Origin of the sequence: Enterobacter sp. 03-F-07-AD-ECC (genome assembly GCF_047530935.1) — a bacterium.
In the GTDB taxonomy this organism is placed as follows: Bacteria; Pseudomonadota; Gammaproteobacteria; order Enterobacterales; family Enterobacteriaceae; genus Enterobacter; species Enterobacter cloacae.
Genome location: NZ_JBLKBZ010000035.1, coordinates 1 through 26125, shown reverse-complemented (window position 1 = coordinate 26125; position 26125 = coordinate 1). Strand labels below are relative to the sequence as shown.

Annotated in this window: 25 protein-coding genes, 1 pseudogene and 1 other annotated feature; of the genes and pseudogenes, 16 read left to right on the top strand and 10 right to left on the bottom strand. The window is 45.2% G+C overall.

What is annotated here, in order from left to right; translation table 11 throughout:
- The 13 genes from ACMWKA_RS24445 to ugd all read left to right on the top strand — a co-directional run.
- Positions 1-1171 (top strand): lipid II flippase MurJ (locus ACMWKA_RS24445; protein ID WP_414760671.1); only part of this gene is annotated, 1171 nt, incomplete at its 5' end.
- Positions 1168-2289: a glycosyltransferase family 4 protein gene (locus tag ACMWKA_RS24440; RefSeq protein ID WP_095427546.1), complete on the top strand. Its 1122-nt coding sequence runs from the start codon at positions 1168-1170 to the stop codon at positions 2287-2289. The genes ACMWKA_RS24445 and ACMWKA_RS24440, both read left to right, overlap by 4 nt.
- 3 nt (positions 2290-2292) lie before the next feature.
- Positions 2293-3378 carry a hypothetical protein gene (locus ACMWKA_RS24435; RefSeq protein ID WP_095427547.1) on the top strand — a complete coding sequence of 362 codons (1086 nt, stop codon included), beginning with the start codon at positions 2293-2295 and terminating at the stop codon, positions 3376-3378.
- Between the two features lie 8 nt (positions 3379-3386).
- On the top strand, positions 3387-3932 hold the full coding sequence (locus tag ACMWKA_RS24430; RefSeq protein WP_151347968.1) for a serine O-acetyltransferase: 546 nt from the start codon (positions 3387-3389) through the stop codon (positions 3930-3932).
- Positions 3910-5010, top strand: coding sequence for a glycosyltransferase family 4 protein (locus tag ACMWKA_RS24425; protein WP_095427549.1), 1101 nt, complete (start codon positions 3910-3912; stop codon positions 5008-5010). Before ACMWKA_RS24430 ends, ACMWKA_RS24425 begins: the two co-directional genes overlap by 23 nt.
- A gap of 4 nt (positions 5011-5014) precedes the next feature.
- Positions 5015-6124, top strand: coding sequence for a glycosyltransferase (locus tag ACMWKA_RS24420; RefSeq protein WP_151347969.1), 1110 nt, complete (start codon positions 5015-5017; stop codon positions 6122-6124).
- On the top strand, positions 6121-7305 hold the full coding sequence (locus ACMWKA_RS24415) for a glycosyltransferase family 4 protein (protein WP_095427551.1): 1185 nt from the start codon (positions 6121-6123) through the stop codon (positions 7303-7305). The genes ACMWKA_RS24420 and ACMWKA_RS24415 overlap by 4 nt, the downstream gene beginning before the upstream one ends.
- A gap of 3 nt (positions 7306-7308) precedes the next feature.
- A complete protein-coding gene (locus ACMWKA_RS24410) occupies positions 7309-8703 on the top strand; it encodes a mannose-1-phosphate guanylyltransferase/mannose-6-phosphate isomerase (protein ID WP_095427552.1) in 1395 nt (464 codons plus the stop codon).
- A gap of 15 nt (positions 8704-8718) precedes the next feature.
- Positions 8719-10140: a phosphomannomutase gene (locus tag ACMWKA_RS24405; RefSeq protein ID WP_095427553.1), complete on the top strand. Its 1422-nt coding sequence runs from the start codon at positions 8719-8721 to the stop codon at positions 10138-10140.
- A gap of 191 nt (positions 10141-10331) precedes the next feature.
- Entirely contained in the window at positions 10332-11738 is a 1407-nt protein-coding gene (gndA, locus tag ACMWKA_RS24400; RefSeq protein ID WP_095427554.1) for an NADP-dependent phosphogluconate dehydrogenase, read from the top strand.
- Positions 11739-11833: 95 nt separating this feature from the next.
- The gene (gene rfbB / locus ACMWKA_RS24395; RefSeq protein ID WP_095427555.1) at positions 11834-12919 is read left to right on the top strand and encodes a dTDP-glucose 4,6-dehydratase; all 1086 of its coding nucleotides are present in this window, start codon (positions 11834-11836) and stop codon (positions 12917-12919) included.
- Complete coding sequence (rfbA, locus tag ACMWKA_RS24390; RefSeq protein ID WP_095427556.1) at positions 12919-13800, top strand: glucose-1-phosphate thymidylyltransferase RfbA; 882 nt, start codon at positions 12919-12921, stop codon at positions 13798-13800. The genes rfbB and rfbA overlap by 1 nt, the downstream gene beginning before the upstream one ends.
- Before the next feature lie 227 nt (positions 13801-14027).
- Positions 14028-15194, top strand: coding sequence for a UDP-glucose 6-dehydrogenase (gene ugd, locus ACMWKA_RS24385; protein ID WP_095427557.1), 1167 nt, complete (start codon positions 14028-14030; stop codon positions 15192-15194).
- A gap of 52 nt (positions 15195-15246) precedes the next feature.
- Here ugd and ACMWKA_RS24380 read toward each other — a convergent pair whose 3' ends face one another.
- The gene (locus ACMWKA_RS24380; protein WP_151347970.1) at positions 15247-16251 is read right to left on the bottom strand and encodes an NAD-dependent epimerase; all 1005 of its coding nucleotides are present in this window, start codon (positions 16249-16251) and stop codon (positions 15247-15249) included.
- A gap of 193 nt (positions 16252-16444) precedes the next feature.
- Here ACMWKA_RS24380 and wzzB point away from each other — a divergent pair, with 193 nt between their 5' ends.
- A complete protein-coding gene (gene wzzB, locus ACMWKA_RS24375; RefSeq protein ID WP_151347971.1) occupies positions 16445-17425 on the top strand; it encodes an LPS O-antigen chain length determinant protein WzzB in 981 nt (326 codons plus the stop codon).
- Between the two features lie 39 nt (positions 17426-17464).
- On the opposite strand, the gene hisIE is transcribed toward wzzB, so the two are convergent.
- The 9 genes from hisIE to hisL all read right to left on the bottom strand — a co-directional run bounded on the left by hisIE (position 17465) and on the right by hisL (position 24680).
- Complete coding sequence (gene hisIE, locus ACMWKA_RS24370) at positions 17465-18076, bottom strand: bifunctional phosphoribosyl-AMP cyclohydrolase/phosphoribosyl-ATP diphosphatase HisIE (protein ID WP_000954830.1); 612 nt, start codon at positions 18074-18076, stop codon at positions 17465-17467.
- Positions 18070-18846, bottom strand: a complete 777-nt coding sequence (gene hisF, locus ACMWKA_RS24365; RefSeq protein WP_023620900.1) for an imidazole glycerol phosphate synthase subunit HisF — start codon at positions 18844-18846, stop codon at positions 18070-18072. The genes hisIE and hisF overlap by 7 nt, the downstream gene beginning before the upstream one ends.
- Positions 18828-19565: a 1-(5-phosphoribosyl)-5-[(5-phosphoribosylamino)methylideneamino]imidazole-4-carboxamide isomerase gene (hisA, locus tag ACMWKA_RS24360; RefSeq protein WP_129328144.1), complete on the bottom strand. Its 738-nt coding sequence runs from the start codon at positions 19563-19565 to the stop codon at positions 18828-18830. Before hisA ends, hisF begins: the two co-directional genes overlap by 19 nt.
- Positions 19565-20155 (bottom strand): imidazole glycerol phosphate synthase subunit HisH, encoded by a 591-nt coding sequence (hisH, locus tag ACMWKA_RS24355; protein WP_129328145.1) that lies wholly within the window; start codon positions 20153-20155, stop codon positions 19565-19567. Before hisH ends, hisA begins: the two co-directional genes overlap by 1 nt.
- Positions 20155-21222 (bottom strand): bifunctional histidinol-phosphatase/imidazoleglycerol-phosphate dehydratase HisB, encoded by a 1068-nt coding sequence (hisB, locus tag ACMWKA_RS24350; RefSeq protein WP_129328146.1) that lies wholly within the window; start codon positions 21220-21222, stop codon positions 20155-20157. Before hisB ends, hisH begins: the two co-directional genes overlap by 1 nt.
- Positions 21219-22280: a histidinol-phosphate transaminase gene (gene hisC, locus ACMWKA_RS24345; RefSeq protein ID WP_129328147.1), complete on the bottom strand. Its 1062-nt coding sequence runs from the start codon at positions 22278-22280 to the stop codon at positions 21219-21221. The genes hisB and hisC overlap by 4 nt, the downstream gene beginning before the upstream one ends.
- The gene (gene hisD / locus ACMWKA_RS24340) at positions 22277-23581 is read right to left on the bottom strand and encodes a histidinol dehydrogenase (protein ID WP_057072563.1); all 1305 of its coding nucleotides are present in this window, start codon (positions 23579-23581) and stop codon (positions 22277-22279) included. The genes hisC and hisD overlap by 4 nt, the downstream gene beginning before the upstream one ends.
- A gap of 5 nt (positions 23582-23586) precedes the next feature.
- Positions 23587-24486, bottom strand: coding sequence for an ATP phosphoribosyltransferase (gene hisG / locus ACMWKA_RS24335; RefSeq protein WP_000886595.1), 900 nt, complete (start codon positions 24484-24486; stop codon positions 23587-23589).
- 44 nt (positions 24487-24530) lie between these two features.
- Positions 24531-24654: a sequence feature (His leader region), on the bottom strand.
- Positions 24630-24680, bottom strand: a complete 51-nt coding sequence (gene hisL, locus ACMWKA_RS24330; protein ID WP_001364200.1) for a his operon leader peptide — start codon at positions 24678-24680, stop codon at positions 24630-24632. Its footprint overlaps the feature before it by 25 nt.
- Positions 24681-24855: 175 nt before the next feature.
- Between hisL and ACMWKA_RS24325 the strand changes: the two genes are divergently transcribed.
- Both ACMWKA_RS24325 and ACMWKA_RS24320 read left to right on the top strand, forming a co-directional pair.
- Positions 24856-25680: an SDR family oxidoreductase gene (locus ACMWKA_RS24325; RefSeq protein WP_013097842.1), complete on the top strand. Its 825-nt coding sequence runs from the start codon at positions 24856-24858 to the stop codon at positions 25678-25680.
- Between the two features lie 41 nt (positions 25681-25721).
- Positions 25722-26027: pseudogene (locus tag ACMWKA_RS24320) on the top strand (LysR family transcriptional regulator); the annotation flags it as partial.
- Between the last annotated feature and the right edge of the window lie 98 nt (positions 26028-26125).

The window sequence follows — 26125 nt, the reverse complement described above, 5'->3', positions numbered from 1 at the left end:
CTATTATTCTGATATACCACTCGCCACTAAAAATATCATCGGCGATATAATATATTATATATTAATTTATTATTCTTTAATGGTGTTTTGCGAACTATACAAAGCTCATATGGTCGCTAGTGAAAAGCAAAAACTAATGCCGCTACCAATGATTTTTGCTAATGCTATATTTATTTTATCTATGTATTTGGTTTCTGGAAACAAAAATAATTCAGCACTCGTGTTATGCTTCGTTTTCTCAGCAGTAATTCAATATCTTTTATATGTATGTCTAACATTCATATGCACTAAGAAAAATCAAGTTAAAGAAAAGGAAGAACAGAATACAATATTGTTAACCAGAGCAGAAAGTAGAAAACTGTTTGTTAAAAATATCATCCCGGTAGCTTTTAATTCAGCCCTGACACAATCATCGAAAATAACAGATAAAATAATCGCATCAGGATTACTTATAGGTAGTTTGTCTTCATTATACTTTGCTCAACAGCTCTATGCGCTTTATATAAATATTATTGTCGTGAGTGTATTGACTTTTGCTTATCCTAAAATTTGTAGTAAAAGCAGGAATGAAGTTGAAATGGCAAATTATGTTAATGATGTGATTCTACTTTTAATTGCTTTATTAACATTACCAGTTGTAATGGGATGGTATTACTCGAATACAATATTTACTTTTTTATTAAAGAATACAAGTCCTGAAAAAATAGCACTGGCATCAGAAATGTTTAACTGGCTAAGTATTGCTGTTTATTTTGAGGCTGTCAGCGCAACTATGAAAAGAGCATTTTGGGCAGTCGATAAAATGAAAGTGACTGTTTACAATAGCGCTTTTTCAGTATTGCTAAATGTTTGCTTGAGCATTGTGTTATCAAGGTTTTTCGGAGTTTCTGGATTGATCGTCTCGTATTGCATATCAAATTTTGCTGCGTCTCTTTTATTATCAAAGTTATACTACAAAAAATTTGGGTTGAGCTTTGAGGCTAGAAAAATAAAGATATTAATTTTCATTGTATCTACTGCGTTTTTACTATTCTTTATTCTTAATTGTTTTTCATTGAATGTTAATGAACCCAAAGGGTTTATAATTCCTATTATCATAAGTTTTCTTGGTTTTGGGTTCTATTCAATAATTATTTTCAAAAATAACCTTCTTAAGGTACTTACAGCATGAAAAATATCTGCTTCGTCAATAGCTATGCTTGCCTGGGAGGCGCTGAGAAAAGTTTACAATCTCTTATTATTGGCTTTCGTAATAAAGGTTATCAAGTTACTGCAGTCATAGGAGAGGATGGGCCATTACGAGAATGGTTAAATGATGAAAAAATCGAACACCGTATCATTCCTCAACCGTCTTTAAAGTCAGGTATGGGTAAATATCTTTTCCCTATTAACTTACTTAAATTTTGGTTTTCAATGCGTATTTACTTAAAAAGTAAAAATATAGACATTGTCCATGTGAATACGTTTCGATCACGATTATATTGTTCTTATTTGAAAAAAATATATAAGTGTAAATTAATAGCACATGTAAGGGATATTGAGTACTCTGTTTTTAACCAAGTCCTAATCAGCAAATATGACTATACAATAGCCATTTCTAAAGCTGTAAAAGAAAGTTTGGTGAAAGATATTAAGAATGTATCAGAAACTAACCAAAAGATTAAAGTCATATATAATGGTGTCGAAGAAACAGAGCTAATTTTAGATCAAAAAATTAAAAATGATATTGTTCAAATTGCAATGTTTTCTCGATATGATGAATGGAAGTGTCATCATATTTTGATTGAAGCAATAAAGTTGATGCGCGATAAATATGGACGGTTTCCTGATAATGTTATTTTCAAGCTTTATGGTGCTCCAATTAGAGAAACAGAAAAAGAGTATTATGCAAAGATCGTAAGATTAGTTGAACAATATGGTTTGATAAATCATGTATTATTCATGGGCTTTTGCAGTGACCCGTTGCAACACATGCAAAACATGGATTTGATTGTTTGTCCATCGGATAATGAACCATTTGGACGTGTAGTTATCGAAGCTATGTCGCTAAAGAAACTTGTGTTTGCATCAAATAACGGAGGAATCAAAGAAATTCTTGGTGAGAATTTTAGCGAGTTAACATTTAAGCCAAGAGATTCCAACTCGCTGTCAATGTTATTAATAAATTATTTAGACCATAAAAGCTATTATATTGAAAAATATAAAGATAAATTGTATGAAGAATATCAGAGTAGATTTTCGATGAAACAGCTTATCGATAAAATCGATAAATTATATAAGGATGAGTAATAGATGTTTTTCTTGTTGCCGCCCTTTTTTGAGAACTTTACATTTCCTTCATCGAGAACAATATCAGATTTACTCTTTATTCTCATTTTTTTCATATTATTATTACATTATAAAAAAATAGTTATCAACAACATTGGTATTTTCTACATTATCATCACTACTCTTGTTGTAATGATAAATGCGGGGAATGGTTTTGCAAATGTTAGCGATCAAATCAATACTGATTTTTATGAAAAATTAAACTGGCTGGTAACAGACCGCGGAATAAGCGAATTTGTTCCTTTAGGAGATTATTACCGCAGTACGTTAATTTATCTTCGCTATCTTTTGATACCACTTTATTTCGCTGTAGGCTATCGAATTGCCTTGACTCAAGGGAGGCTTCAAGCTCTTAACAATATATGGATAATGTTAACGTTTGCGCTAGCACTTAACCTTATTTATGGTCTGTTCAAAGACGAACAGCGTATATCTGGTTTTTTTGAAAATACTGCAACATTGGCATCTTTAAGCATATTATGCATTTTTTTAGCAACAAAGTTAAAATCTTCCAAAAAAATCATTTTCACATTATTGATAAGTGGATTTACTCTTTTATTATCACAAACTGCAAGCGCCTATCTTGGATTAGCAGTTTTACTTTTACTTACTATTTTAAATATTAAAAAACCGCATATTAAAAGTGTATTCATCACCATTTTTATAAGTGTAATGATTTCAACTATTGGGCTCATTCCTTCTGTAATTGACTTCATAGGTAAATATCTTTACACAGGAAGTTTAATGAACAGGTTGAACACTTGGGGCACTATTATCAGCTATTATGATAATTATAAAGTAATTATGTTCGGCTTAGGTTCATTCCCAGTTTTTGCTGATAATTTATTTATTTGGATGATATCAGGGTTTGGTTTAAGTGCTTTTATTTTCTATGTATACCTGATTAAATTGGGAAGTTACAATAGAGATTGTGCTATTTTTATTTCAATGATTGTTTGGCAAGGGCTACTTTTCCCTGGTTTCATGATGCCTTACATGTTAATAACTACATTTATAATTTTGGGGGTGTTAAGTGTTAATAAGGAGTGAGCCGTATTATGTTCGAATACATTAAAAAGGATTTAAGGAGGTATGATTCTAATCTCATCTCTGCCATCCCAAAAGCATTTAGCAAGCTTGGATTCTTGGCGCTAATTAATTACCGAATTGGCCGTTCTTTAAGATTAAAGTTCAAAGTTCCAATATTTAAACAATTAATATGGGGAGTTACAGGATTCACAAGATTAATTGTTAATATTTTAACGGGTATTGACTTACCATATTCGGCGAAAATAGAAGGTGGAATGAAAATATGTCATTTTGGTACAATATTTATTTCCTCCAAAACTATAATAGGTGAGAATTGTACAATTCATCAAGGGGTAACGATTGGTAAAGGCGGACATAATACTGAATCAGCAGAACCTATACTAGGGAACGATGTTTTTATAGGTGTCAACGCAACGATTATAGGGCCGATTAAAATTGGGTCTCGTGTAAGAATAGGCAGTAACGTTTGCTGTTTTAAAAATATTCCTGATGATACCACGGTTGTTACTACTGGGATAAGAGTTATTAAAAATGAAAGTGATGCTTCTTCATAATGAAATTAAGTCTTTTCGCGTTCCGCTATTCAAATCATTGTCACTTAAGTATGACATTGATTTTTATTGTTTAAGGAAAAATCAGTCAACGGTTGATCATGTATCTAAAGTACATTATGGACGTTATTTTCGCATTCCTAAGATGCAGGATCTAGAAATTCCTTTGGATTTATGGAAGCATCTCAAACAAAAACAACCTGACATAATAATTTCTACAGATCTAGGCTATGCGATTTCGTACATTGGGTTCATGTTTGCCAAAATGTACAATAAAAAATTCATTCTTTGGAATGAACAATGGTGCGATATAAAGCATCCAAGAAGGAAATTAACAAAACCATTAGAAAAATATATTTGTAAAAAATCAGATCTTATATTCGCTTTTGGTGAGAAACATGGAAAGTACGCAGAAAACTTAGGTGCTGATCCAAGAAAGATTATCAATGTTCCAAATGCAGTTCCTGACATCTTACCTTCCCCAATATCTGACATGGATATACCGTGGATCTATGATTCCTCATTGTTCAAAATAGTGTGCCCTGCAAGATTAGTTAAATTCAAAGGCCATGCTACAGTTTTGGATGCAATTACAAAATTAATTGGAACACATAGCAATATTCGTGTTATTTTTGCCGGGTCTGGACCAGAGTTAAATCAGCTTAATGAGTTAATTGATTCGAGAAATTTGAGTCAATATGTTCATATCACAAATAAAACTTATAATTCTAAAGAACGTGATACTTTATTCACTTATGCAGATTTAGTTATTCTGGCCTCTGTAAAGACTCGCGGTGTCGAAGCGTGGGGATTAGTCATTAATGAAGCAGCTATGTTTGGAAAAAAAATAATTGTTAGCGATGCTACAGGTACTGCAAACGAATTGGTACTCGACAATATTACTGGACGTATTTTTGACAGTCAAAATTCCGATAGTCTGTCTGAATGTATCCGTTCAGCATATGAAAAGAGCTTAGTCTGGAATGATTTTGCTGTATCTATCAAACACAGGGTCCATGAGAATTACTCTATGGATTTACTTATTGAACGATTTGAGCAGACTTTAGATAGGCTGATGTAATTATATGAAAGTATTGTTAGTTTCAATTAATTCAATTCACGAACAAACCGGAGGTGGTATTTACTTACGCACACTCAAATCATTATATGAAATGAGTGGAACGAAAGTAGACATCTTCTCTAAAAACTCCCCTGATTATAAAATTAAAAAAAATATTTTTACTGACTTAGTTGGTCGCATACTACTATGCCCTTCCTATATTGGTGCTTATTTCCTTAAAATTTTAATTGTCTCAAGGAAATATGACATCATTGCTTTCCATAGCACGAGATTAGGTATTTTAGCGAAGATAATTAAGTTTGTTTACAAAAATAAAAAGGTTATTTTTCACTCGGACAACGTTGAAAGTTCTTTAATTCAAGAAATTAATGTAAATACTGGTGTTTTAAAAAAAATATTAATAACAATCGATAGTTTTCTGATTCCTTTTTCTGAAACTTCTGCAGTAAAAAACTGTGAAATCATTTCGTTTATAACGGAAGAAGATAGAACCGCCACGGAAAATAATCTGGCTTTAGAAGTTAAAAATAAATCTATTATTATTCCTGTGCTGCTAAAATCCTCGCTGATTCCAACTGACAATAGTGAGGGATATGTATTTTTCAGTGGTAGTTTTGATTTTTATCCAAATCAGCATGCATTTTCTCGCATAATTTCCTTGGCTAAAAATAACCTTAATCTGAAATTTTGTGTTTCAGGAAGAGGATTGGATAACTTTATCCAAGAAGCAAACATTAACATCCCAAGTAATTTGAGCGTTTACAGTGATGTTTCATCATCAAAAATGTCTGAATTATATCAAAAAGCAATGTTATATTTATGCCCCGTAAAATACGGCAGTGGTATGAAAACAAAAATTGCAGAGGCGCTAAGTTATAATTTATTTGTCATTGCAGATAAAGATAGTTCATATGGATATAAAGAAGCAGTTGAAAATAAAGTGGTTTTTCCAGTCAATTCGAATGTATTTGATGGTAATAATAATCAATTGCAAGAAATGGTAGAGAAAGTGGAAAAATTAAAAATAGCTGCAAATAACAAGCCGTATCAAATTTTTAATGAGTATTATAGCCTTGAGGCAGGTATTGAGTCTTTTCGACGGAATATTTTATGAAAAAATTATTAGTCCTTACACCTCGTTTCCCTTTTCCTGTAATCGGAGGTGATCGACTTCGTATCTACAAAATATGTGAACAGCTTTCTAGAAAATTTGAATTAACTTTACTTTCTTTATGCGAGTCAGAAGAAGAAATGAGTTTAAAAATCTCTGATAGCGTATTCACCAAGATAGAAAGGGTCTACCTTTCCCCGCTTAGATCAAGATTTAATGTTATTAAAGCACTTCCGAGTAAAACACCCCTTCAGATTGCTTATTATAACTCTGCTAAATTTGAACGAAAAATAAATGAACTCTTACCTGATCATGATGCTGTATTTGCACATCTTATTCGGACTGGTAATTATATTAAAGATAAAAAAAGCAAAAGAATTCTCGAAATGACTGATGCTATTTCTCTTAATTATAAGAGAGTGTCGGACTTAAATGAAACCAAAAACTTACGTACATTCATTTACGGATTGGAACAAAAAAGGCTCGAGAATTATGAAAAGAAAATTGCTTCTAAATTCGATCTGGTCTCATTTATTTCTGATGTCGATAGAGAATATTTATATTCGAATCCATCTTCAGAAATAAAAGTCTATCCTAATGGTGTTGATACAAAATCATTATTCTTCAAAAAACGACATGTATCTAATGATAATCAATTGAATCTTATTTTCATAGGTAATATGTATTCATTGCAGAATATGGATGCAGTGAAGTGGTTTGCAAAAAAAATTCTACCTCATTTATCTATCCCAAATAAAAAAGTGATCTTTAATGTCATCGGTAGAATAAAAGAGTCTGATAAGGAGTACTTGAGTAATATCCCATGCGTTAGTGTTGCAGGCTCTGTCGATGATATTAATGAGGCGTGCAGAAATGGCCATATTGGTCTTTGTCCGATGCGTTTAGGTGCAGGTGTGCAAAATAAAATTCTTGAGTATATGGCATTAGGTTTACCATGTATTACCTCAACGGTAGGTTTTGAGGGAATAGGTGCTAATAAAAATAATGAAATAATAGTTGCTGATTCTCTTTACCAATATCAAGAGGCAATAGCGAAGCTTGTCAATAGTGAAAGATTTTATAACCATATAGCGAACAATGCTCGTAGCTATGTTGAAACAAAATTTTCCTGGGAGGCTAAAATTACTCCCCTTGTTAATGATATTGAAAAGTTATTGGATTAATAAATGATACTACCAATTATTATGGCTGGAGGAGTCGGGACTAGACTCTGGCCACTATCTAGAAAATATTTCCCTAAGCAATTCCATAATTTAGTGTCATCTGAATCATTATTGGTTGATACGCTAAATCGTTTGGAAAATATAAAAAAATTACCAGCCTTGATAATTAGCAACGAAGACCATAGATTCCTTGTCGCTGAACAAGTAAAAAGTTCATCACTCGAAGTTAGCGGTATTTTACTTGAACCGCAGGGGAAAAATACCTGTCCTGCGGTTGCATTAGCTGCCTTCCATGCATTGAAAGAAGGTATGGATCCGCTACTATTAGTTCTTGCTGCCGATCACGCTATTGAGGAAAATGATAAATTCATACAGGCAATTAACAATGCTCAAGAATGTGCAACTAAAGGTTACTTAGTCACTTTTGGTATTGTCCCTGAACGGCCTGAAACTGGTTATGGCTATATTCAAAAAGGTAATGAAATAGGTACTGACATTTTCGCAGTCAACTCTTTTAAGGAAAAGCCTGATCTGGATACAGCTTTATCATATATCTCATCTGGAGAGTATTTATGGAATAGCGGAATGTTTATGTTCAGAGCTTCTATTTTTCTTGATGAACTAAAGCGTTATGCTCCAGAGATTTATGATTGTTGCGAATTGTCTGTTAAAAATTCTATTCGCGACTTGGATTTTATCAGAATAGATCATCAGAGTTTTGAAAACTGCATTTCTGAATCTGTTGATTATGCAATTATGGAAAAAACTGATAAGGCAGTTGTGGTGCCCTTAAAGGCACACTGGAACGATGTAGGCTCCTGGGCTGCATTGTGGGAATTATCAGAGAAGGATTCTTCTGGTAACTTCATTAGCGGAGATATTATTACCCATAATTGTACTGGGAACTATATACGGTCTGATTCTTCTTTAATTGCAACTGTTGGTGTAAATGACCATATTATTGTAAACACTAAAGATGCTCTTTTGATCGCTCATAAGGATCACGTTCAGGACATTAAGGCGATTACCACATCTTTACAAAAAAATAATCGACTTGAGCTTTCATATTTTAAAAATGAATTTAGATCGTGGGGGGAGATAGAGCGGATTGATACGCATGATAAATATCTCGTCAATCGAATAACTATAAAACCCGGCTCCAAAATATCTAATCAGCTGCATTATCATAGAAATGAACATTGGATTGTTGTATCAGGTACAGCAAAAATAAAAATAGATGACGAATACTTTTATCTTACTGAAAATGAATCAACTTTTATAAAAGTTGGACAACAACATTCCATAATGAATCCAGGGATTTTACCTTTGATAATTATTGAGGTTCAGGTTGGGGATGTAATATCCGAAGAAGATATTCTTAGAATGGAAGATAAATAAATGGAAGGAACTCAAATGCTTTCATGTAAAGAAATTATAAAAAGTAGTAACATTGCGTTTGGAACAAGTGGAGCGCGCGGTTTGGTCAGTGATTTTAATCACAATGTATGCGCAGCATTTGCACATGCTTTCATAAATGAAGTGAGCAAGAGTCATTTCTTCAACACTGTTGCTTTAGCAATTGATAATCGTCCTAGCAGTTACGAAATTGCACAAGCATGTGCTGATGCTATTATGCAACATGGATTTAATGTTGAATTTCATGGAGTGATTCCAACTCCTGCTTTAGCTTATTATTCTATGCAGAAAAAAATACCTTGCATCATGGTCACGGGTAGCCACATTCCTTTTGATCGCAATGGACTAAAATTTTATCGTCCAGATGGTGAAATCTCCAAGAATGATGAACGAGCTATTGTGGATAGTGATTATCATTTTTCACCAGTTGAAAATCTTCCTGAGCTGTGTGTCATGCCTGATGGTGCAAACGCATATATTGCACGTTACGTTGATTTGTTTAGTGGAGATTCTCTTAGTGGTAAAACTATTGGCATCTATGAACATTCGAGTGCGGGGCGTGATTTATATAAAAAATTGTTTGAAATGCTAGGTGCTGAAGTTGTTTCACTGGGGCGTAGTGAGGACTTCATTCCGATTGATACAGAAGCTGTAAGTGCAGAGGATCGAGTTCTTGCGTTGAAATGGTCCGAAAAATACAAATTAGATGCAATTTTTTCAACTGATGGGGATGGTGATCGTCCACTGTTGGCTGATGAAAAAGGTAACTGGTTACGCGGTGATCTTCTTGGTCTACTAACATCTCTCGAGCTAAATATTGATGCCTTAGCCATTCCGGTAAGTTGCAATACTGCTGTCGAATTAACCCAGCGTTTCAAATCCGTAGCAAGAACTAAAATTGGTTCCCCTTACGTAATAGCTGCTTTTGACGATCTGTTAGTCTCTCATAAGAGCGTTGCGGGTTTCGAAGCGAACGGAGGTTATCTGCTAGCGAGCGATTTGATCATTAATGGTACCACGCTCTCAAAATTACCAACTCGCGATGCTGTTTTGCCAGCTTTAATGCTTCTCATCGCCTCTGGTAAGGCCAATATTTCATCTCTCGTCGACAAACTCCCTCAACGTTATACGTGGTCAGACCGTGTTAAAAATTTCGCATCTGAAAAGAGTCAACAAATCATTGCTTACGCACTTGCATCTCCAGATGAATTTTTACTTCAACTCGGATTCGCGCAGCGAAAATGTATTGATATAGATCAAACGGATGGTGTGCGCTTTACGCTTGATAATGGCGATATTTTTCATCTTCGTCCATCAGGGAATGCACCTGAACTCCGTTGCTACGTAGAGGCAGCAGATGAGAAACAAGCAGAAGCATATGTTGAAATGATACTGGGTCAAATCATCTACTTACATTGAATTTTGGTCATTTAGACGAGTTCTTCCTTAAAGTGTATCCAATGGCATACAAATAAGGGTGATGCATTAGTAAACGTTCCGAGCGTTTAATGGCATCTTACACTACACAGTGGCGCTTAACTTGAGTTAACATCCATCGTATATTCAAGCCGCGCATAAGTCGCGGCGACCACACCTGACAGGAGTATGTAATGTCCAAGCAACAGATCGGCGTTGTCGGTATGGCAGTGATGGGGCGCAACCTGGCGCTCAACATCGAAAGCCGTGGTTATACCGTCTCCGTTTTCAACCGCTCCCGTGATAAGACCGAAGAAGTCATCGCTGAGAATCCGGGTAAGAAACTGGTTCCTTTCTATACGGTTAAAGAGTTTGTTGAATCTCTGGAAACGCCTCGTCGTATCCTGTTAATGGTGAAAGCGGGCGCAGGTACCGATGCAGCCATCGATTCCCTGAAACCTTATCTGGACAAAGGCGACATCATCATTGATGGTGGCAACACCTTCTTCCAGGACACCATTCGTCGTAACCGTGAACTCTCTGCTGAAGGTTTCAACTTCATCGGTACCGGTGTTTCCGGTGGTGAAGAGGGCGCGCTGAAAGGCCCATCTATCATGCCTGGCGGCCAGAAAGAAGCGTACGAGCTTGTTGCGCCAATCCTGACCAAAATCGCTGCGGTTGCGGAAGATGGTGAGCCGTGTGTGACCTATATTGGCCCGGACGGTGCAGGCCACTATGTTAAGATGGTTCACAACGGCATCGAATACGGCGATATGCAGCTGATTGCTGAAGCCTACTCTCTGCTGAAGGGGGGCCTGAATCTTTCCAACGAAGAACTCGCAGAGACCTTCACCGAGTGGAACAAAGGCGAACTGAACAGCTATCTGATCGACATCACCAAAGATATCTTCACGAAGAAAGATGAAGAGGGTAAATACCTGGTCGATGTGATTCTTGACGAAGCGGCGAACAAAGGTACCGGCAAATGGACCAGCCAGAGCTCTTTGGACCTGGGCGAACCGCTGTCTCTGATCACCGAATCCGTATTCGCTCGCTACATCTCTTCTCTGAAAGATCAGCGCGTTGCGGCTTCCAAAGTGCTGTCTGGTCCGCAGGCTAAACCAGTTGGTGACAAAGCGGAATTCGTTGAGAAGGTTCGTCGTGCTCTGTACCTGGGCAAAATCGTCTCTTACGCGCAGGGTTTCTCTCAGTTGCGCGCGGCTTCTGACGAAAACAACTGGGATCTGAACTACGGTGAAATCGCGAAGATCTTCCGTGCAGGTTGCATCATCCGCGCCCAGTTCCTGCAGAAAATCACCGATGCCTATGCTGAAAATGCAGGTATCGCTAACCTGCTTCTGGCACCTTACTTTAAGAAGATTGCTGACGAATACCAGCAGGCGCTGCGTGATGTGGTTGCATACGCTGTACAGAATGGTATTCCTGTGCCGACCTTCTCCGCTGCAGTGGCGTACTACGACAGCTATCGTGCGGCCGTACTCCCTGCCAACCTGATCCAGGCTCAGCGTGACTACTTCGGTGCGCATACGTATAAACGTACGGATAAAGAAGGTGTGTTCCATACTGAATGGCTGGATTAATATAATTTAATTTTTCGCCATTCAGTCAGGCCCGGTAGCAATACCGGGCTTTTTTATCCCGCCCAATCCACTCACTTTTTAACGGAATAGATCGCGTGAAAATTCTTGTTACTGGTGGCGCCGGTTTTATTGGCTCCGCGGTTATCCGACACATTATTCGCAATACACGGGATAGCGTTGTTAACGTTGATAAATTGACCTATGCCGGTAACCTTGAATCCTTGCGAGAAGTCAGCAATAACGCACGTTACGTATTTGAACATGCTGATATCTGTGACAAAGTTGCCATGGAGCGCATTTTTGCCTCTCATCAGCCAGATGCTGTAATGCATCTGGCTGCGGAAAGCCATGTCGATCGTTCTATTACCGGGCCAGCGGCGTTTATTGAAACTAATATTGTCGGTACTTACGTCCTGCTGGAAATTTGCCGCACTTACTGGTCTTCACTGGATAACGCGGCAAAAGCAGCGTTCCGTTTTCATCACATTTCGACGGATGAAGTATATGGTGATTTACCTCATCCTGATGAGCAAACTGATTCTGCGCCATTACCGCTCTTCACAGAAACAACATCATACGCACCGAGTAGTCCGTATTCCGCCTCGAAAGCATCCAGCGATCATTTGGTCCGGGCGTGGATCCGTACTTACGGCTTCCCAGCAATTGTCACTAACTGCTCAAACAATTATGGACCTTTCCACTTCCCGGAAAAACTAATCCCGCTGGTTATTCTTAATGCCATTGAGAACAAACCGTTACCGATTTACGGGAAGGGAGATCAAATTCGCGACTGGCTATATGTGGAGGATCATGCCCGTGCGCTTTATACGGTTCTGACAACAGGTAAAACCGGCGAAACGTATAATATCGGTGGTCACAACGAGAAGAAAAATATTGAAGTTGTACACACTATTTGTGATTTGCTGGATGAAATCGTTCCGAAGGAAAAATCATATCACGAGCAGATAACCTATGTTGCAGACCGACCTGGCCATGACCGCCGTTATGCAATAGATGCGCATAAAATTAGTCGTGAACTAGGCTGGATACCTAAGGAAACCTTTGAGAGCGGTATACGTAAAACGGTTGAGTGGTATTTAAACAATTCGGAATGGGTCTCGAATGTTAAAAGTGGTGCCTATAAGAGTTGGATTGAACAGAATTATGGAGGGCGCAAGTAATGGCGAAGCGTAAAGGTATTATCTTAGCGGGCGGTTCGGGTACTCGCCTTTATCCCGTCACAATGGCGGTGAGTAAGCAGCTGTTGCCCATCTATGACAAGCCGATGATCTATTATCCGCTTTCAACGCTGATGCTCGCTGGTATCAAAGATATTCTTATCATTAGTACACCGCAGGATACCCCTCGTTTTGAACAACTTCTGGGTGATGGTAGCCAATGGGGGTTGCGCCTCCAATATAAGATACAGCCTAGCCCGGATGGTTTAGCTCAGGCGTTTATTCTTGGCGAAAAATTTATCGGCGAGGACAACTGTGCGCTGGTTTTAGGCGATAATATTTTCTATGGTCACGATCTTCCTCGATTGCTGGAGGGGGCCGCCAGCCAGGAAATTGGGGCAACCATATTTGCCTATCATGTCAGCGATCCTGAACGTTACGGTGTGGTTGAATTCGACAAAGACGGCACTGCGATCGGTCTTGAAGAAAAACCTCAGCAGCCGAAAAGTAACTATGCAATAACGGGCCTCTATTTTTACGACAACGATGTCATTGAGATGGCGAAGAGCTTAAGTCCCTCAGCACGCGGTGAGCTGGAAATAACGGATATCAACCGTCTTTACATGCAGCAGGGAAGATTATCCGTCGCGATGATGCGACGCGGTTATGCATGGCTGGATACCGGGACGCACCAGAGCATGATTGAGGCAAGTAATTTCATCGCAACTATTGAAGAGCGTCAGGGGCTGAAAGTATCTTGCCCTGAAGAGATTGCATTCCGCAGAGGCTTTATCAATGTTGAACAGCTCCGTGCACTTGCCGAGCCTTTGAAAAAGACCGGCTATGGGCAATACCTGCTAAATCTGACTAAGGGATTAGTCTGATTTGAAGCTGCTTGTTATGAGTCTGCTACATCATAAAGAAGCAGTAATGCTGCTAGAAGATAGGCACTTTGAGCCTTGTTCGGGACCCCTCGGAGGGGCGGAAGAGCGTTCATCCATTCAGCTTTAACCTTGACAGTTAAATAGCGTTAGCGATAAAAAACCACCAGTTAATCATAGTGGTGACGGTTTGATTGTCACCAGAAACTCATACTGAAGAAGTCAAACGAATGAAAATAACTATCTCCGGAACGGGCTATGTCGGGCTTTCAAACGGCATTCTGATCGCACAAAACCATGAAGTGGTGGCGTTGGATATCGTTCAGTCCAAAGTGGATATGCTTAATCAAAAGAAATCCCCGATTGTCGATAAAGAAATCCAGGAATATCTTGCTAATAAACCGCTGAACTTCCGTGCAACGACGGATAAAGAAGATGCCTACCGCGATGCGGATTACGTCATCATTGCCACTCCTACCGACTACGATCCGAAAACGAATTACTTCAACACATCCACTGTAGAAGCGGTCATTAAAGACGTTATCGCAATCAACCCGAACGCGGTGATGGTGATTAAGTCAACCATTCCGGTAGGTTTCACTAAATCCATCAAAGAAGAGTTGGGCATCGATAACGTCTTCTTCTCGCCAGAGTTCCTGCGCGAGGGCAGGGCGTTATACGATAACCTGCATCCTTCCCGTATCGTGATTGGTGAGCGTTCTGAACGTGCTGAGCGCTTTGCTGCCCTACTGCAGGAAGGCGCAATTAAGAAAGATATTCCGGTACTGTTTACCGACTCCACTGAAGCGGAGGCGATTAAGCTTTTCGCCAATACCTACCTGGCAATGCGTGTCGCTTACTTCAACGAACTGGACAGCTACGCTGAGAGCCTGGGTTTGAACACCCGCCAGATAATCGAAGGTGTTTGTCTCGATCCGCGCATTGGTAACCACTATAACAACCCGTCATTTGGCTACGGTGGTTACTGCCTGCCAAAAGATACCAAGCAGCTGCTGGCCAACTATCAGGCTGTGCCAAACAACCTGATTTCAGCGATTGTTGATGCCAACCGTACGCGTAAGGATTTCATTTCTGATTCTATCCTCGCGCGTCAGCCGAAAGTGGTGGGCGTGTATCGTCTGATCATGAAGAGCGGTTCCGATAACTTCCGCGCCTCGTCCATTCAGGGGATCATGAAGCGTATTAAAGCGAAGGGTGTGCAGGTCATTATTTATGAGCCTGCAATGCAGGAAGATGAGTTCTTCCATTCACGCGTGATTCGCGATCTGGATGCATTCAAGCAGGAAGCGGACGTGATCATCTCTAACCGCATGGCAGCAGAACTGGCAGACGTGGCGGATAAAGTGTATACCCGCGATCTGTTTGGTAGCGACTGATATTCTGCGTTAAGCACGTAAAAAACCCGGCCAGTGTGCCGGGTTTTTTGTTTCAGACGTTGTAGAAAGCGCGATACCAGTTCACGAAGTTTTTCACCCCGTCTTTGACTGAGGTCTGCGGTTTAAAGCTAATAACGTCATACAACGCTTTCGTGTCCGCGCTGGTTTCCAGCACGTCACCCGGTTGAATCGGCATCATGTTTTTCTCTGCTTCTTTGCCGAGTGCTTCTTCCAGCGCCGTAATGTAATCCATAAGCTCAACCGGAGAGCTGTTACCAATGTTATAAACGCGATAAGGCGCGGAACTGGTCGCCGGCGAACCGGTTTCGACAGTCCAGTTTTCATCAGCCTGAGGGATGACATCCTGTAGGCGGAGAATAGCTTCGGCGATGTCATCAATATAGGTAAAGTCGCGCTTCATCTTGCCGTAGTTGTAGACATCGATGCTTTTGCCTTCGATCATCGCCTTTGTAAACTTAAACAGCGCCATGTCCGGACGTCCCCACGGGCCATACACGGTAAAGAAACGCAGACCAGTGGTCGGCAGGTTATACAGATGGGAATAAGTATGCGACATCAGCTCATTGGCTTTTTTGGTCGCCGCGTACAATGACACCGGGTGGTCTACCGAGTCGTCAGTAGAGAAGGGCATCTTACGGTTGAGGCCATAAACTGAACTTGATGACGCATACAGCAGATGCTGAACGTTGTTATGGCGACAGCCTTCCAGCACGTTAAGGTGACCGACCAGGTTAGCATCCGCATACGCGTGCGGATTTTCCAGCGAGTAACGCACACCTGCTTGTGCGGCCAGATGTATCACGCGATCAAACTTCTCAGAGGCAAACAGCGCTGCCATGGCTTCACGATCGGCTAACTCCATCTTGTGGAAGGTGAAATTCCCGGATTTCAGTAAATCCAGACGTGCCAGCTTGAGATTGACGTCGTAGTAGTCGTTCAGATTATCAATACCGACGACCTGGTGTCCGGCATCCAGCAAGCGTTTGCTGACATGCGATCCGATAAAACCTGCCGCGCCCGTAACCAAAAATTTCATATCTTCCTCGTTAACTCTTCGTTCTTGTCGATGCCTGAGACATCAGAATTGCTATATGATAGCGCGTTGGCCGCGAGTTATATAACCCATCTTTCCGATATAACTCATCGGATTCTGATAGAAAAATCGCTGGCAACGGATACACTATGTAGACATCATTTTTTTTTGCCCTTTTTCATCTGTTAGGGATTGTATGACGCAGAACAACAATACTCCGGTTAATAGCAGTAATGGTCCGGAGCAAATTGATTTACTTGATTTAGTGCTACAGCTGTGGCGTGGAAAGTGGGTAATTGGCGCTTTTGTTGCTGTTTTTATCATCATTGCGGGTATTTACATCACCGTTGCAAAAGAAAAATGGACCTCGTCCGCCATCATTTCCCAGCCGGATGCGGCGCAGATTGCCACATACGCGAATGCACTGAATATCCTTTATGGTAGTGCTGCTCCTTCAATGCAGGATATCCAAAACCGTGCCATTGGTCGTTTCAATTCCTCATTTTCTGCTTTAGCTCAGGCGCTAGAAAATCAGGAAATGCCAGAAAAACTGACCATCGATTCTACCGTTAAAGGGCAAGCGTTGCCGTTGAGCGTCACGTATCAAGGTGAATCTGCTGAAGCTGCGCAGAAGCAGCTGGCGCAATACATTCAGCAAGTAGACGAGCAAACTGCGAAGGAACTTGCGCTCGATCTTAAAGATAACATTAAGCAGCAGATTACCACGCTAAATGACTCTCTTGAAAACCAGGAGAAAGTTGCTCAGGAGCAGAAAGAACTGCGTATTAAACAGATTTCTGAGGCGCTTAAGAACGCGGAAGCTGCGAAAATTACCACTCCGCAGATCCAGCAGACCCAGGACGTGACTCAGGAAACCATGTTCCTGCTGGGGAGCGAAGCGCTGAAATCAATGATTGATAACGAAGCATCTCGTCCACTGGTCTTCTCTGGCGCTTACTACCAGACTAAGCAAAACTTACTGGATATTGAGAAGTTAAACGTGAACCCGGATACCATCCATGTTTATCGTTACGTTATGAAGCCGGATCTTCCCGTCTATCGTGACAGCCCGAAAAAGGCCATCGCGTTAATTCTGGCAGTCTTGCTCGGTGGAATTATCGGTTCTGGTGTGGTTCTCGGCCGCAACGCGTTGCGTAACTACAAACCAAAAGCCTGACTTGCAGATAAAAAAAACCGGGGAAATTCCCCGGTTTTTTTATTTATGCCGCTTACGAAGATTCTCAATCACCGCCGTCAAATCCAGCTCTTGATCCTGTAGCAGCACCAGCAGGTGATACATCAAATCAGACGCTTCGTTGGTCAGCTCTTCGCGGTCATGCACCGTCGCGGCCAGCGCGGTCTCAACGCCTTCTTCACCCACTTTCTGCGCAATACGCTTGGTGCCGCTTGCATACAGCTTCGCCGTATACGAGCTGGAAGGATCTGCCGTTTTACGCTCAGCCAGTAACTGCTCCAGTTGATACAGGAACAACCACTGGTGGCTTGCCTCTCCGAAGCAGCTGCTGGTACCTTTATGGCAGGTGGGACCGATGGGGTTAGCCAGAACCAGCAGAGTATCGTTGTCACAATCCGGCGTAATGCTAACCACATTCAGGAAGTGGCCAGAGGTTTCCCCTTTGGTCCACAGGCGCTGTTTCGTGCGCGAGAAGAAGGTCACTTTGCCGCTGTCGACCGTTTTCGCCAGCGCCTCTTGGTTCATGTATCCCAGCATCAGCACTTCACCGGAAACGGCATGCTGGACAACCACGGGCAATAATCCGTCAGTTTTTTCCCAGTCCAGCTGCGCCTGTTGTTGCTCTGTTAACATACCCTGATCTCCACGCCCTGGTCGGCCAGGTACGTTTTTAACTCACCAATATTGATAATCTGTTTGTGGAACACGGAAGCCGCCAGCGCGCCGTCAACGTTTGCATCGCGGAAGGCTTCCAGAAAATGCTCCATAGTGCCCGCACCGCCGGAGGCGATCAGCGGGACATGACAAACCTCACGCACTTTTTTCAGCTGCTCGAGGTCATACCCGTTACGCACGCCGTCCTGGTTCATCATGTTCAGCACGATTTCGCCCGCGCCACGTTTCTGCACTTCCTGGACCCAGTCCAGCGTCTCCCATTGGGTCACGCGGGTACGGCTTTCGTCGCCGGTATACTGGTTGACGTGATACTTGCCGGTGGCCGCGTCATACCAGGTGTCGATCCCGACAACAATACACTGCACGCCAAAGCGATCGGCCAGACGGGTAATCAACTCCGGGTCGGCCAGCGCAGGGGAGTTGATTGAAATTTTGTCGGCACCAAAGGAGAGGATTTTCGCCGCATCTTCTGCAGACTTAATCCCGCCCGCCACGCAGAACGGAATATCAATGACTTCTGCGACGCGCGCGACCCAGCTTTTGTCCACCACGCGGCCATCGCTGGAGGCGGTGATATCATAAAATACCAGTTCGTCTGCACCTTCATCGGCATAGCGTTTTGCCAGTGGGACGATGTCGCCGATGATCTCGTGGTTGCGGAACTGCACGCCTTTTACGACCTGGCCGTCACGTACGTCCAGGCAAGGGATTATCCGTTTTGCCAGCATTGAATCGCCTCCGTCACAGTAAATTTTCCTTCCAGCAGGGCCCGGCCCACAATCACACCCTTCACGCCGGTCCCGCGCAGCGCGGCGATGTCGTTAATATCACCTATGCCACCAGAGGACTGAAACGCCACCTGCGGATAGCGGGCGCAAACTTCTTGATATAAAGAAACGTTAGAGCCTGCCAGCGTGCCGTCGCGGGAGATATCGGTGCACAGCACGTGCTTCAGGCCAACGGGCAGATAAATATTCACCAGCTCCTCCAGGGTAACGCCAGAATTCTCCTGCCAGCCGCTGACCGCTACCTGCTTATTGCCCTGTTCATCGATACGGACATCCAGGGCCAGCACCAGCGCGTCGGCACCAAAGCGGCGGAACCAGCCTTTCACCGTGTCGGGGTCTTTGACCGCCGTCGAGCCGACCACCACGCGCGCCACGCCGGCGTCCAGCAGTGCCGCAACGTCATCTTCCGTGCGCACACCGCCACCAACCTGTACGGGGACATCCACGCCCGCCACCAGTTTTTTTAACAGTGGGATCTGGCGTTTTGCCGGATCTTTCGCGCCCGTTAAATCCACCAGGTGCAACACCTGTGCACCCTGAGCGGCATAGTCCTGCAGGCGGGGCAGCGGATCGTTACCGTAGTCGCGCTGCTGGCCGTAATCACCCTGATGAAGACGAACAACCGTGCCGTCAATTAAGTCTAAAGCGGGAATAATCATCACATCTCCAGGAAGTTTTTCAGCAGCTGAGCGCCTGCGGCACCCGAACGTTCCGGGTGAAACTGCACGCCGAAGAAGTTATCTTTCTGCACTGCCGCGGTAAACGCCTCGCCATAATTGCACTGGGCGATGGTGTAGGGATTCACCGGCATGGCGTAGCTGTGCACGAAGTAGAAGTAAGCGCCATCCTCAATGCCGCGAAACAGTCTGTCACCCGCTTTCGCATAAACGCGGTTCCAGCCCATATGTGGCAGTGGTAAACTGTGATCGGCCATTTTTGGCACGTCTTCTTCAATAATACCCAGCAGTTCGACGCCGTTGCTCTCTTCACTACGACGGCCGAGCAGTTGCATACCCAGGCAAATCCCGAGCACTGGCTGGGTACAGGCTTTGATGAGATCGACCAGTTCACGCTCGTGGATCTGATCCATCGCCGCCTGCGCGGTGCCTACACCAGGCAGGAAGAGTTTGTCTGCGCGCAGCACGACGTCCGGGTCACGGCTCACCACCGGCTCGTAGCCGTGGCGGGCAATGGCTGATTTCACGGAGTTCAGGTTGGCGCATCCGGTATCCAGAATCACCACATTCATTACAGCACTCCTTTTGATGAGGGCAGGGCGTCACCTTCCACACGAATTGCCTGGCGCAGGGTACGGCCAAAGGCCTTGAACAGGCTCTCCACTCGGTGGTGGTCGTTCTTGCCTTTGGTCTTAAGGTGCAGCGTCAGGCCCATGGTGTAGGACAATGAACGGAAGAAATGCTCCACCATTTCGGTGCTGAGATCGCCCACGCGCTGGTAGGTGAAATCGGCTTTATATTCCAGGTGCGGTCGACCGGAGATATCCATGGCACAGCGCGCCAGGCACTCATCCATTGGCAGAACAAATCCAAAACGGTTGATGCCACGTTTGTCGCCCAAGGCCAGCTTCAGCGCTTCGCCCAGCGCCAGACCGGTGTCTTCAACGGTGTGGTGATCGTCAATGTAAAGATCGCCTTTAACCGTAATCTCCATGCGGAAGCCGCCGTGGGTGGCAATCTGATCCAGCATGTGGTCGAAGAAACCCACCCCGGTGTGGATCTTGCTGCCGCCTTCGCGATCCAGCCACACCTTCACGTCAATCTGTGTCTCTTTGGTGTTGCGTTCTACGTGCGAGTAGCGGTCACGTTTGGTGAGCTGCTCGCCAATCTTCACCCAGTTGAGTTCGTCGCGGTTGTAGCGCAGCCCGGCGATGCCCATATTTTCGGCAAGCGTAATGTCGGTGGCGCGATCGCCAATGACATAACTTTTGGCTTTATCCAGGACATCTTCCAGCAGATAGCGCTCTACCAGTTTCACCTTCGGCTTGCGGCAGTCGCACGCATCGGCAGGCAGATGTGGGCAAATCAGCACCTCATCAAATACCACCCCCTGAGAGGTGAGTACCTGCATCATCAGATTATGCGGGCCGTCAAAGTCGGCCTGCGGGAAGCTGTCGGTACCCAGACCGTCCTGGTTGGTAATCATCACCAGCTTATATCCGGCTTTCTGCAGTTTCAGCAGCACCGGGATCACGTCTGGTTCAAAAGCCAGTTTGTCGAAACGATCGACCTGAAAATCGGTGGGTGGCTCCGAAATCAGGGTGCCGTCTCGGTCGATAAAGAGGATCTTCTGGCTCATACTTTCTCCGCTTTCAGTGCGTCAATCACGCGCTGGCTCTCTGCACGGGTACCTACGGTAATACGCAGGCAGCCGCTCAGAGAGGGTTGTTTATTTTGATCACGTAAGATAATGCCCTGATCCCATAAAGATTTAAATACGGCACTGGAGGCGGTAAAGCGAACCAGGAGGTAGTTGGTTTCAGAGTCGAACACCTGCTCTACGCAAGGGATCGCTTTCAGGGCGGTCACCAGGTACTGTCGCTCTTCCAGGATTTGCGCCACACGCTCACGCATCGCATTGACCCCTTGCGGGGTCAGGGCCTGAGCGGCAATGTCAGCCACGGGAGTAGAAAGCGGATACGGGGCGATCACTTTCAGCAGCAGGTCGATCACCGCTTTATTGGCCAGCGTAAACCCGCAGCGCAGACCTGCGAGCGCAAAGGCTTTCGACAGCGTACGCAGCACCACCAGGTGTGGGTACTCTTCCAGCCAGCCGGCCAGCGTCGCCTGAGGGCAGAACTCAATATAGGCTTCGTCGGCGACCACCAGTGCTTTGCCGCGGGTCATCTCCAGCAGGGTTCGGATATCCTGAGGGTTGATAATCTGCCCGGTCGGGTTGTTGGGGCTACAGACAAAGACCACCTTCACGCCGTCCAGATTGTCGGCAATTCCCTGCAGGTCCAGCTGCCAGTTCTCCTGGGAGAGCACGTTACGGCACGCCACGCCAAAGGTTTCCGCGCTGACGCTGTACATGCCGTAGGTAGGCTGGCAATACATCACCGCATCTTTACCTGGCTCGCAGAATGCGCGGATCAACAGCTCAATGCCTTCATCCGCACCGCGGCTGACCAGCACCTGCTCCGGCTTCACGCCTGCATATTGCGCATAGTTTTCAATCACTGCTTTTGGCTGACACTCCGGATAACGGTTCAGCGTCTGCTGTGACAGCTCAAACTGTACCGCTGTCGGGAATTCGTTGGCGTTCAGCCAGACATCACCGTTGCCGCCCAGGCGACGAGCAGACTGATAAGGCGTCAGTCGACGGACATTTTCCCGCGCTAATTCTTCAATGTTCATGCTTGCTCCTTCAGGGCTGCAACGCGCAGCGTAACGGCGTTTTTGTGGGCGGTCAGGCGCTCGGCGGCGGCCAGCGTCTCGATGGTGGACGCCAGCGAGGCAAACCCTTCACGGGAGAGTTCCTGCACGGTCATGCGTTTCTGGAAATCGGCCAGGCCCAGGCTGGAACAGGTAGAGGTGTAACCATACGTCGGCAGAACGTGGTTGGTGCCGGAGGCGTAATCGCCAGCGGATTCCGGGGACCAGTCGCCGAGGAAAACCGAACCTGCACTGGTGATGCTGTCGACCAGGTCGCGCGCGTTGCGGGTCTGAATAATCAGGTGCTCCGGACCGTACTGGTTGGAGATAGCGATGCACTGGTCAAGATCGCGCGCCACAATCAGGCGGCTGGCGGATAACGCCTGGCGTGCCGTATCGGCGCGGGGTAAGTCGGCAAGCTGACGCTCTACGGCTTCACCCACGCGTTTGGCCATATCGGCATCTGGCGTAAGTAAAATCACCTGCGAATCCGGGCCGTGTTCCGCCTGGGATAACAGGTCAGACGCCACAAAATCCGGCGTGGCGCCGCTGTCGGCAATCACCAGCACTTCCGACGGACCCGCCGGCATATCAATGGCCGCGCCATCAAGACGCTGGCTCACCTGGCGCTTGGCTTCGGTGACAAAGGCGTTGCCCGGGCCAAATATTTTGTCGACCTTCGGGATAGATCCTGTGCCAAACGCGAGGGCAGAAATCGCCTGTGCGCCGCCGACTTTAAACACTTCCTGCACGCCGCAGAGTTTTGCAGCATAGAGAATTTCATCGACAATCGGTGGTGGGGAGCAGAGCACCACTTTCTGGCAACCAGCAATACGCGCCGGAGTGGCCAACATTAATACGGTTGAGAACAGCGGGGCGGAGCCGCCAGGGATGTAGAGACCCACCGAGGCGACGGGACGGGTCACCTGCTGGCATCGCACGCCCGGCAGCGTTTCCACATCAACGGTCTGCAATTTCTGCGCGACGTGGAAGGTCTCGATGTTTTTCACTGCGACGGCCATCGCCTGTTTGATGTCATCACCCAGACGATTACTGGCATCAATGATTTCCTGTTCGGTAACCTTTAATGCATCAACTTCCGTTTTATCAAACTTTGCACTGTATTCCCGCAGCGCTTTATCGCCACGGGTTTTGACGTTATTCAGGATCTCCGTCACGGTACGGGTGATGCTTTCGGAGGCGCTGATGGCCGGGCGCATCAACAGCTCGCGCTGCTGTTCGTCAGTACACTCATTCCAGGTGATGATCGTGTTAAAGCTCATGGCAGTTACTCCATCATCTTCTCAATTGGCAGCACCAGAATGGAGCTTGCGCCCAGTGCCTTCAGTTTTTCCATGGTTTCCCAGAACAGCGTTTCGCTACTGACCATGTGCATCGCCACACGCTGCTGATCGCCCGCCAGTGGCAGAATGGTAGGGCGCTCAGCACCTGGCAGCAGGGCGATCACTTCGTCCAGACGTTCGGTTGGTGCATGCATCATGATGTATTTGGATTCACGGGCCTGAATCACGCCCTGGATACGGGTCAGCAGTTTGTCGATCAACTGCTGCTTGGCGTCAGCCATTTCGCCGTCACGCTGGATCAGGCACGCTTTGGAGCGGTAGATCACTTCTACTTCGCGCAGGCCGTTCGCTTCCAGGGTGGCACCGGTGGAGACGAGGTCGCAAATGGCATCCGCCAGGCCCGCACGCGGCGCGACTTCAACAGAACCATTCAGCAGACAGGATTTAAACTGCACGCCTTTCTGATCCAGATAGCGTTTTAACAGGTGAGGGTAGGAGGTAGCGATGCGTTTGCCGTTCAGCGCGGCCGGGCCATCCCAGGCTTCATCAACCGGTGTTGCCAGCGACAGGCGGCAGCCGCCGAAGTCCAGGCGACGCAGGGTGAAGTAACGCGGATCTTCACCCTGAGCGCGACGGGTCAGAAGCTCTTCTTCCAGTACGTTTTCACCGATGATGCCAAGGTCAACGACACCGTCCATCACCAGGCCCGGGATATCGTCATCACGCACGCGCAGAATGTCGATGGGCATGTTTTCAGCCAGGGCAATCAGGCGCTGGGTGTGCAGGTTGATTTTAATCCCGCAGCGGGCCAGCAGTTCGCGTGAATCATCACTCAAACGGCCTGATTTTTGAATAGCTATGCGTAAACGTGAGTTATCTAACATTCTGTGTTCCTCGTTAACCTGTTTAATCTGTCTGAATTTGGTCCAAAAAAAAGCCCCCGGAAGAAGATCTTCCGGGGGCTTTTTCATGCGTTCATGCACCACTGGAAGATCCAAACGTCTTCCAGCACACATCGCCTGAAAGACTAGTCAGGATGATGGTGATGATGGTGGTGTTTAAATTGAACGCGTGTCATATAAATTCTCGATGAATGCTTATTCATTTGATGTCTTTTAACCTAAACCAGTTGTATGACACATTGCAAGGGCTTTTTTTGATCATTAATTCATTTCATATTGATGCTATGAATTGTGTGTTCTGCTGCGCTGGCGTAGCCTTATGAGAGACGAGTGAGAGTCAGGAGAATTCACATGAAAAAGGTCGCGATTGTCGGTTTAGGATGGCTGGGAATGCCGCTGGCGATGTCATTAGCCGCGAAAGGCTGGCATGTGACCGGGAGCAAAACCACGGCAGATGGCGTGGAGGCGGCGCGCATGTGCGGTATTGATGGCGTCGAGTTGCGTCTTGAACCAGAGCTGGTATGTGATACTGACGATCTGGACACGCTGATGAATGTGGATGCGCTGGTCATTACGCTTCCCGCGCGTCGCAGCGGCCCGGGCGAATCGTTCTATCTGCAGGCGATGCAGGAGATTGTCGACAGCGCGCTGGCACACGATGTGCCGCGTATTATTTTTACCAGCTCAACCTCGGTCTACGGTGATGTTGAAGGTGTGGTGAAGGAGACTACCGAGCGCCGTCCTGTTACCGCGAGCGGAAAAGTGTTGAAAGAGCTGGAAGACTGGCTGCACAACCTGCCGGGAACGCAGGTAGATATCCTGCGTCTGGCGGGGCTGGTTGGCCCAGGACGACACCCGGGACGCTTTTTTGCCGGCAAGTCTGCCCCCGATGGGCAACACGTTGTGAATCTTGTGCATTTAGACGATGTTGTCGGGGCAATTGAGCTCCTCTTACAGGCTCCAAAGGGCGGGCACATCTATAATATATGTGCACCCTCTCATCCTGCGCGAAGCACATTTTACCCGCTGATGGCGCGTCAGTTGGGTCTGGCGCCACCCGTTTTTGGTGAGACAAAGGACGAAAGCAAAGGCAAAATTGTTGATGGCAACCGCATTTGTCATGAGCTGGGTTTTGAGTATCAGTATCCCGATCCGCTGGTGATGCCCATGGCATAAGTCCTCCGGCGGAATCCCTCGCACACCGGAAGGGGGCGAACATGAAACCGCTGCTGGATGTTCTCATTATTCTGGATGCACTGGAAAAAGAAGGCAGCTTTGCGGCTGCCTCAGCGAAGCTCTACAAAACCCCTTCAGCGCTGAGCTACACGGTTCATAAACTGGAAAGCGATCTGAATATCCAGATCCTCGATCGCTCTGGCCACCGGGCCCGCTTTACCCGCACCGGACAAATGCTGCTGGAAAAAGGGCGTGAAGTGCTGCATACCGTCCGCGAACTGGAAAAACAGGCCATCAAACTTCATCAGGGCTGGGAAAATGAACTGGTGATTGGCGTTGACGATACTTAATGAGATGGTCACTCCCTCCTTCCCGGTACTATGCTGAGGACAGGCTTTCATTCGGAGAACTATCATGGAAAACATTGCGCTCATTGGTATCGATC

Excerpts from the sequence above, each read along its gene's own strand:
- ACMWKA_RS24435 (WP_095427547.1), top strand. The coding sequence starts at position 2,293 with ATGTTTTTCTTGTTGCCGCCCTTTTTTGAGAACTTTACATTTCCTTCA.
- ACMWKA_RS24420 (WP_151347969.1), top strand. The coding sequence starts at position 5,015 with ATGAAAGTATTGTTAGTTTCAATTAATTCAATTCACGAACAAACCGGA.
- ACMWKA_RS24325 (WP_013097842.1), top strand. The coding sequence starts at position 24,856 with ATGAAAAAGGTCGCGATTGTCGGTTTAGGATGGCTGGGAATGCCGCTG.
- ACMWKA_RS24440 (WP_095427546.1), top strand. The coding sequence starts at position 1,168 with ATGAAAAATATCTGCTTCGTCAATAGCTATGCTTGCCTGGGAGGCGCT.
- ACMWKA_RS24425 (WP_095427549.1), top strand. The coding sequence starts at position 3,910 with ATGAAAGTGATGCTTCTTCATAATGAAATTAAGTCTTTTCGCGTTCCG.
- ACMWKA_RS24410 (WP_095427552.1), top strand. The coding sequence starts at position 7,309 with ATGATACTACCAATTATTATGGCTGGAGGAGTCGGGACTAGACTCTGG.
- hisB (WP_129328146.1), bottom strand. The coding sequence starts at position 21,222 with ATGAGCCAGAAGATCCTCTTTATCGACCGAGACGGCACCCTGATTTCG.
- hisA (WP_129328144.1), bottom strand. The coding sequence starts at position 19,565 with ATGATTATTCCCGCTTTAGACTTAATTGACGGCACGGTTGTTCGTCTT.
- rfbA (WP_095427556.1), top strand. The coding sequence starts at position 12,919 with ATGGCGAAGCGTAAAGGTATTATCTTAGCGGGCGGTTCGGGTACTCGC.
- ACMWKA_RS24415 (WP_095427551.1), top strand. The coding sequence starts at position 6,121 with ATGAAAAAATTATTAGTCCTTACACCTCGTTTCCCTTTTCCTGTAATC.
- gndA (WP_095427554.1), top strand. The coding sequence starts at position 10,332 with ATGTCCAAGCAACAGATCGGCGTTGTCGGTATGGCAGTGATGGGGCGC.
- hisD (WP_057072563.1), bottom strand. The coding sequence starts at position 23,581 with ATGAGCTTTAACACGATCATCACCTGGAATGAGTGTACTGACGAACAG.
- ugd (WP_095427557.1), top strand. The coding sequence starts at position 14,028 with ATGAAAATAACTATCTCCGGAACGGGCTATGTCGGGCTTTCAAACGGC.
- ACMWKA_RS24430 (WP_151347968.1), top strand. The coding sequence starts at position 3,387 with ATGTTCGAATACATTAAAAAGGATTTAAGGAGGTATGATTCTAATCTC.
- ACMWKA_RS24380 (WP_151347970.1), bottom strand. The coding sequence starts at position 16,251 with ATGAAATTTTTGGTTACGGGCGCGGCAGGTTTTATCGGATCGCATGTC.
- hisIE (WP_000954830.1), bottom strand. The coding sequence starts at position 18,076 with ATGTTAACAGAGCAACAACAGGCGCAGCTGGACTGGGAAAAAACTGAC.
- ACMWKA_RS24405 (WP_095427553.1), top strand. The coding sequence starts at position 8,719 with ATGCTTTCATGTAAAGAAATTATAAAAAGTAGTAACATTGCGTTTGGA.
- hisG (WP_000886595.1), bottom strand. The coding sequence starts at position 24,486 with ATGTTAGATAACTCACGTTTACGCATAGCTATTCAAAAATCAGGCCGT.
- hisF (WP_023620900.1), bottom strand. The coding sequence starts at position 18,846 with ATGCTGGCAAAACGGATAATCCCTTGCCTGGACGTACGTGACGGCCAG.
- hisH (WP_129328145.1), bottom strand. The coding sequence starts at position 20,155 with ATGAATGTGGTGATTCTGGATACCGGATGCGCCAACCTGAACTCCGTG.
- hisC (WP_129328147.1), bottom strand. The coding sequence starts at position 22,280 with ATGAACATTGAAGAATTAGCGCGGGAAAATGTCCGTCGACTGACGCCT.
- wzzB (WP_151347971.1), top strand. The coding sequence starts at position 16,445 with ATGACGCAGAACAACAATACTCCGGTTAATAGCAGTAATGGTCCGGAG.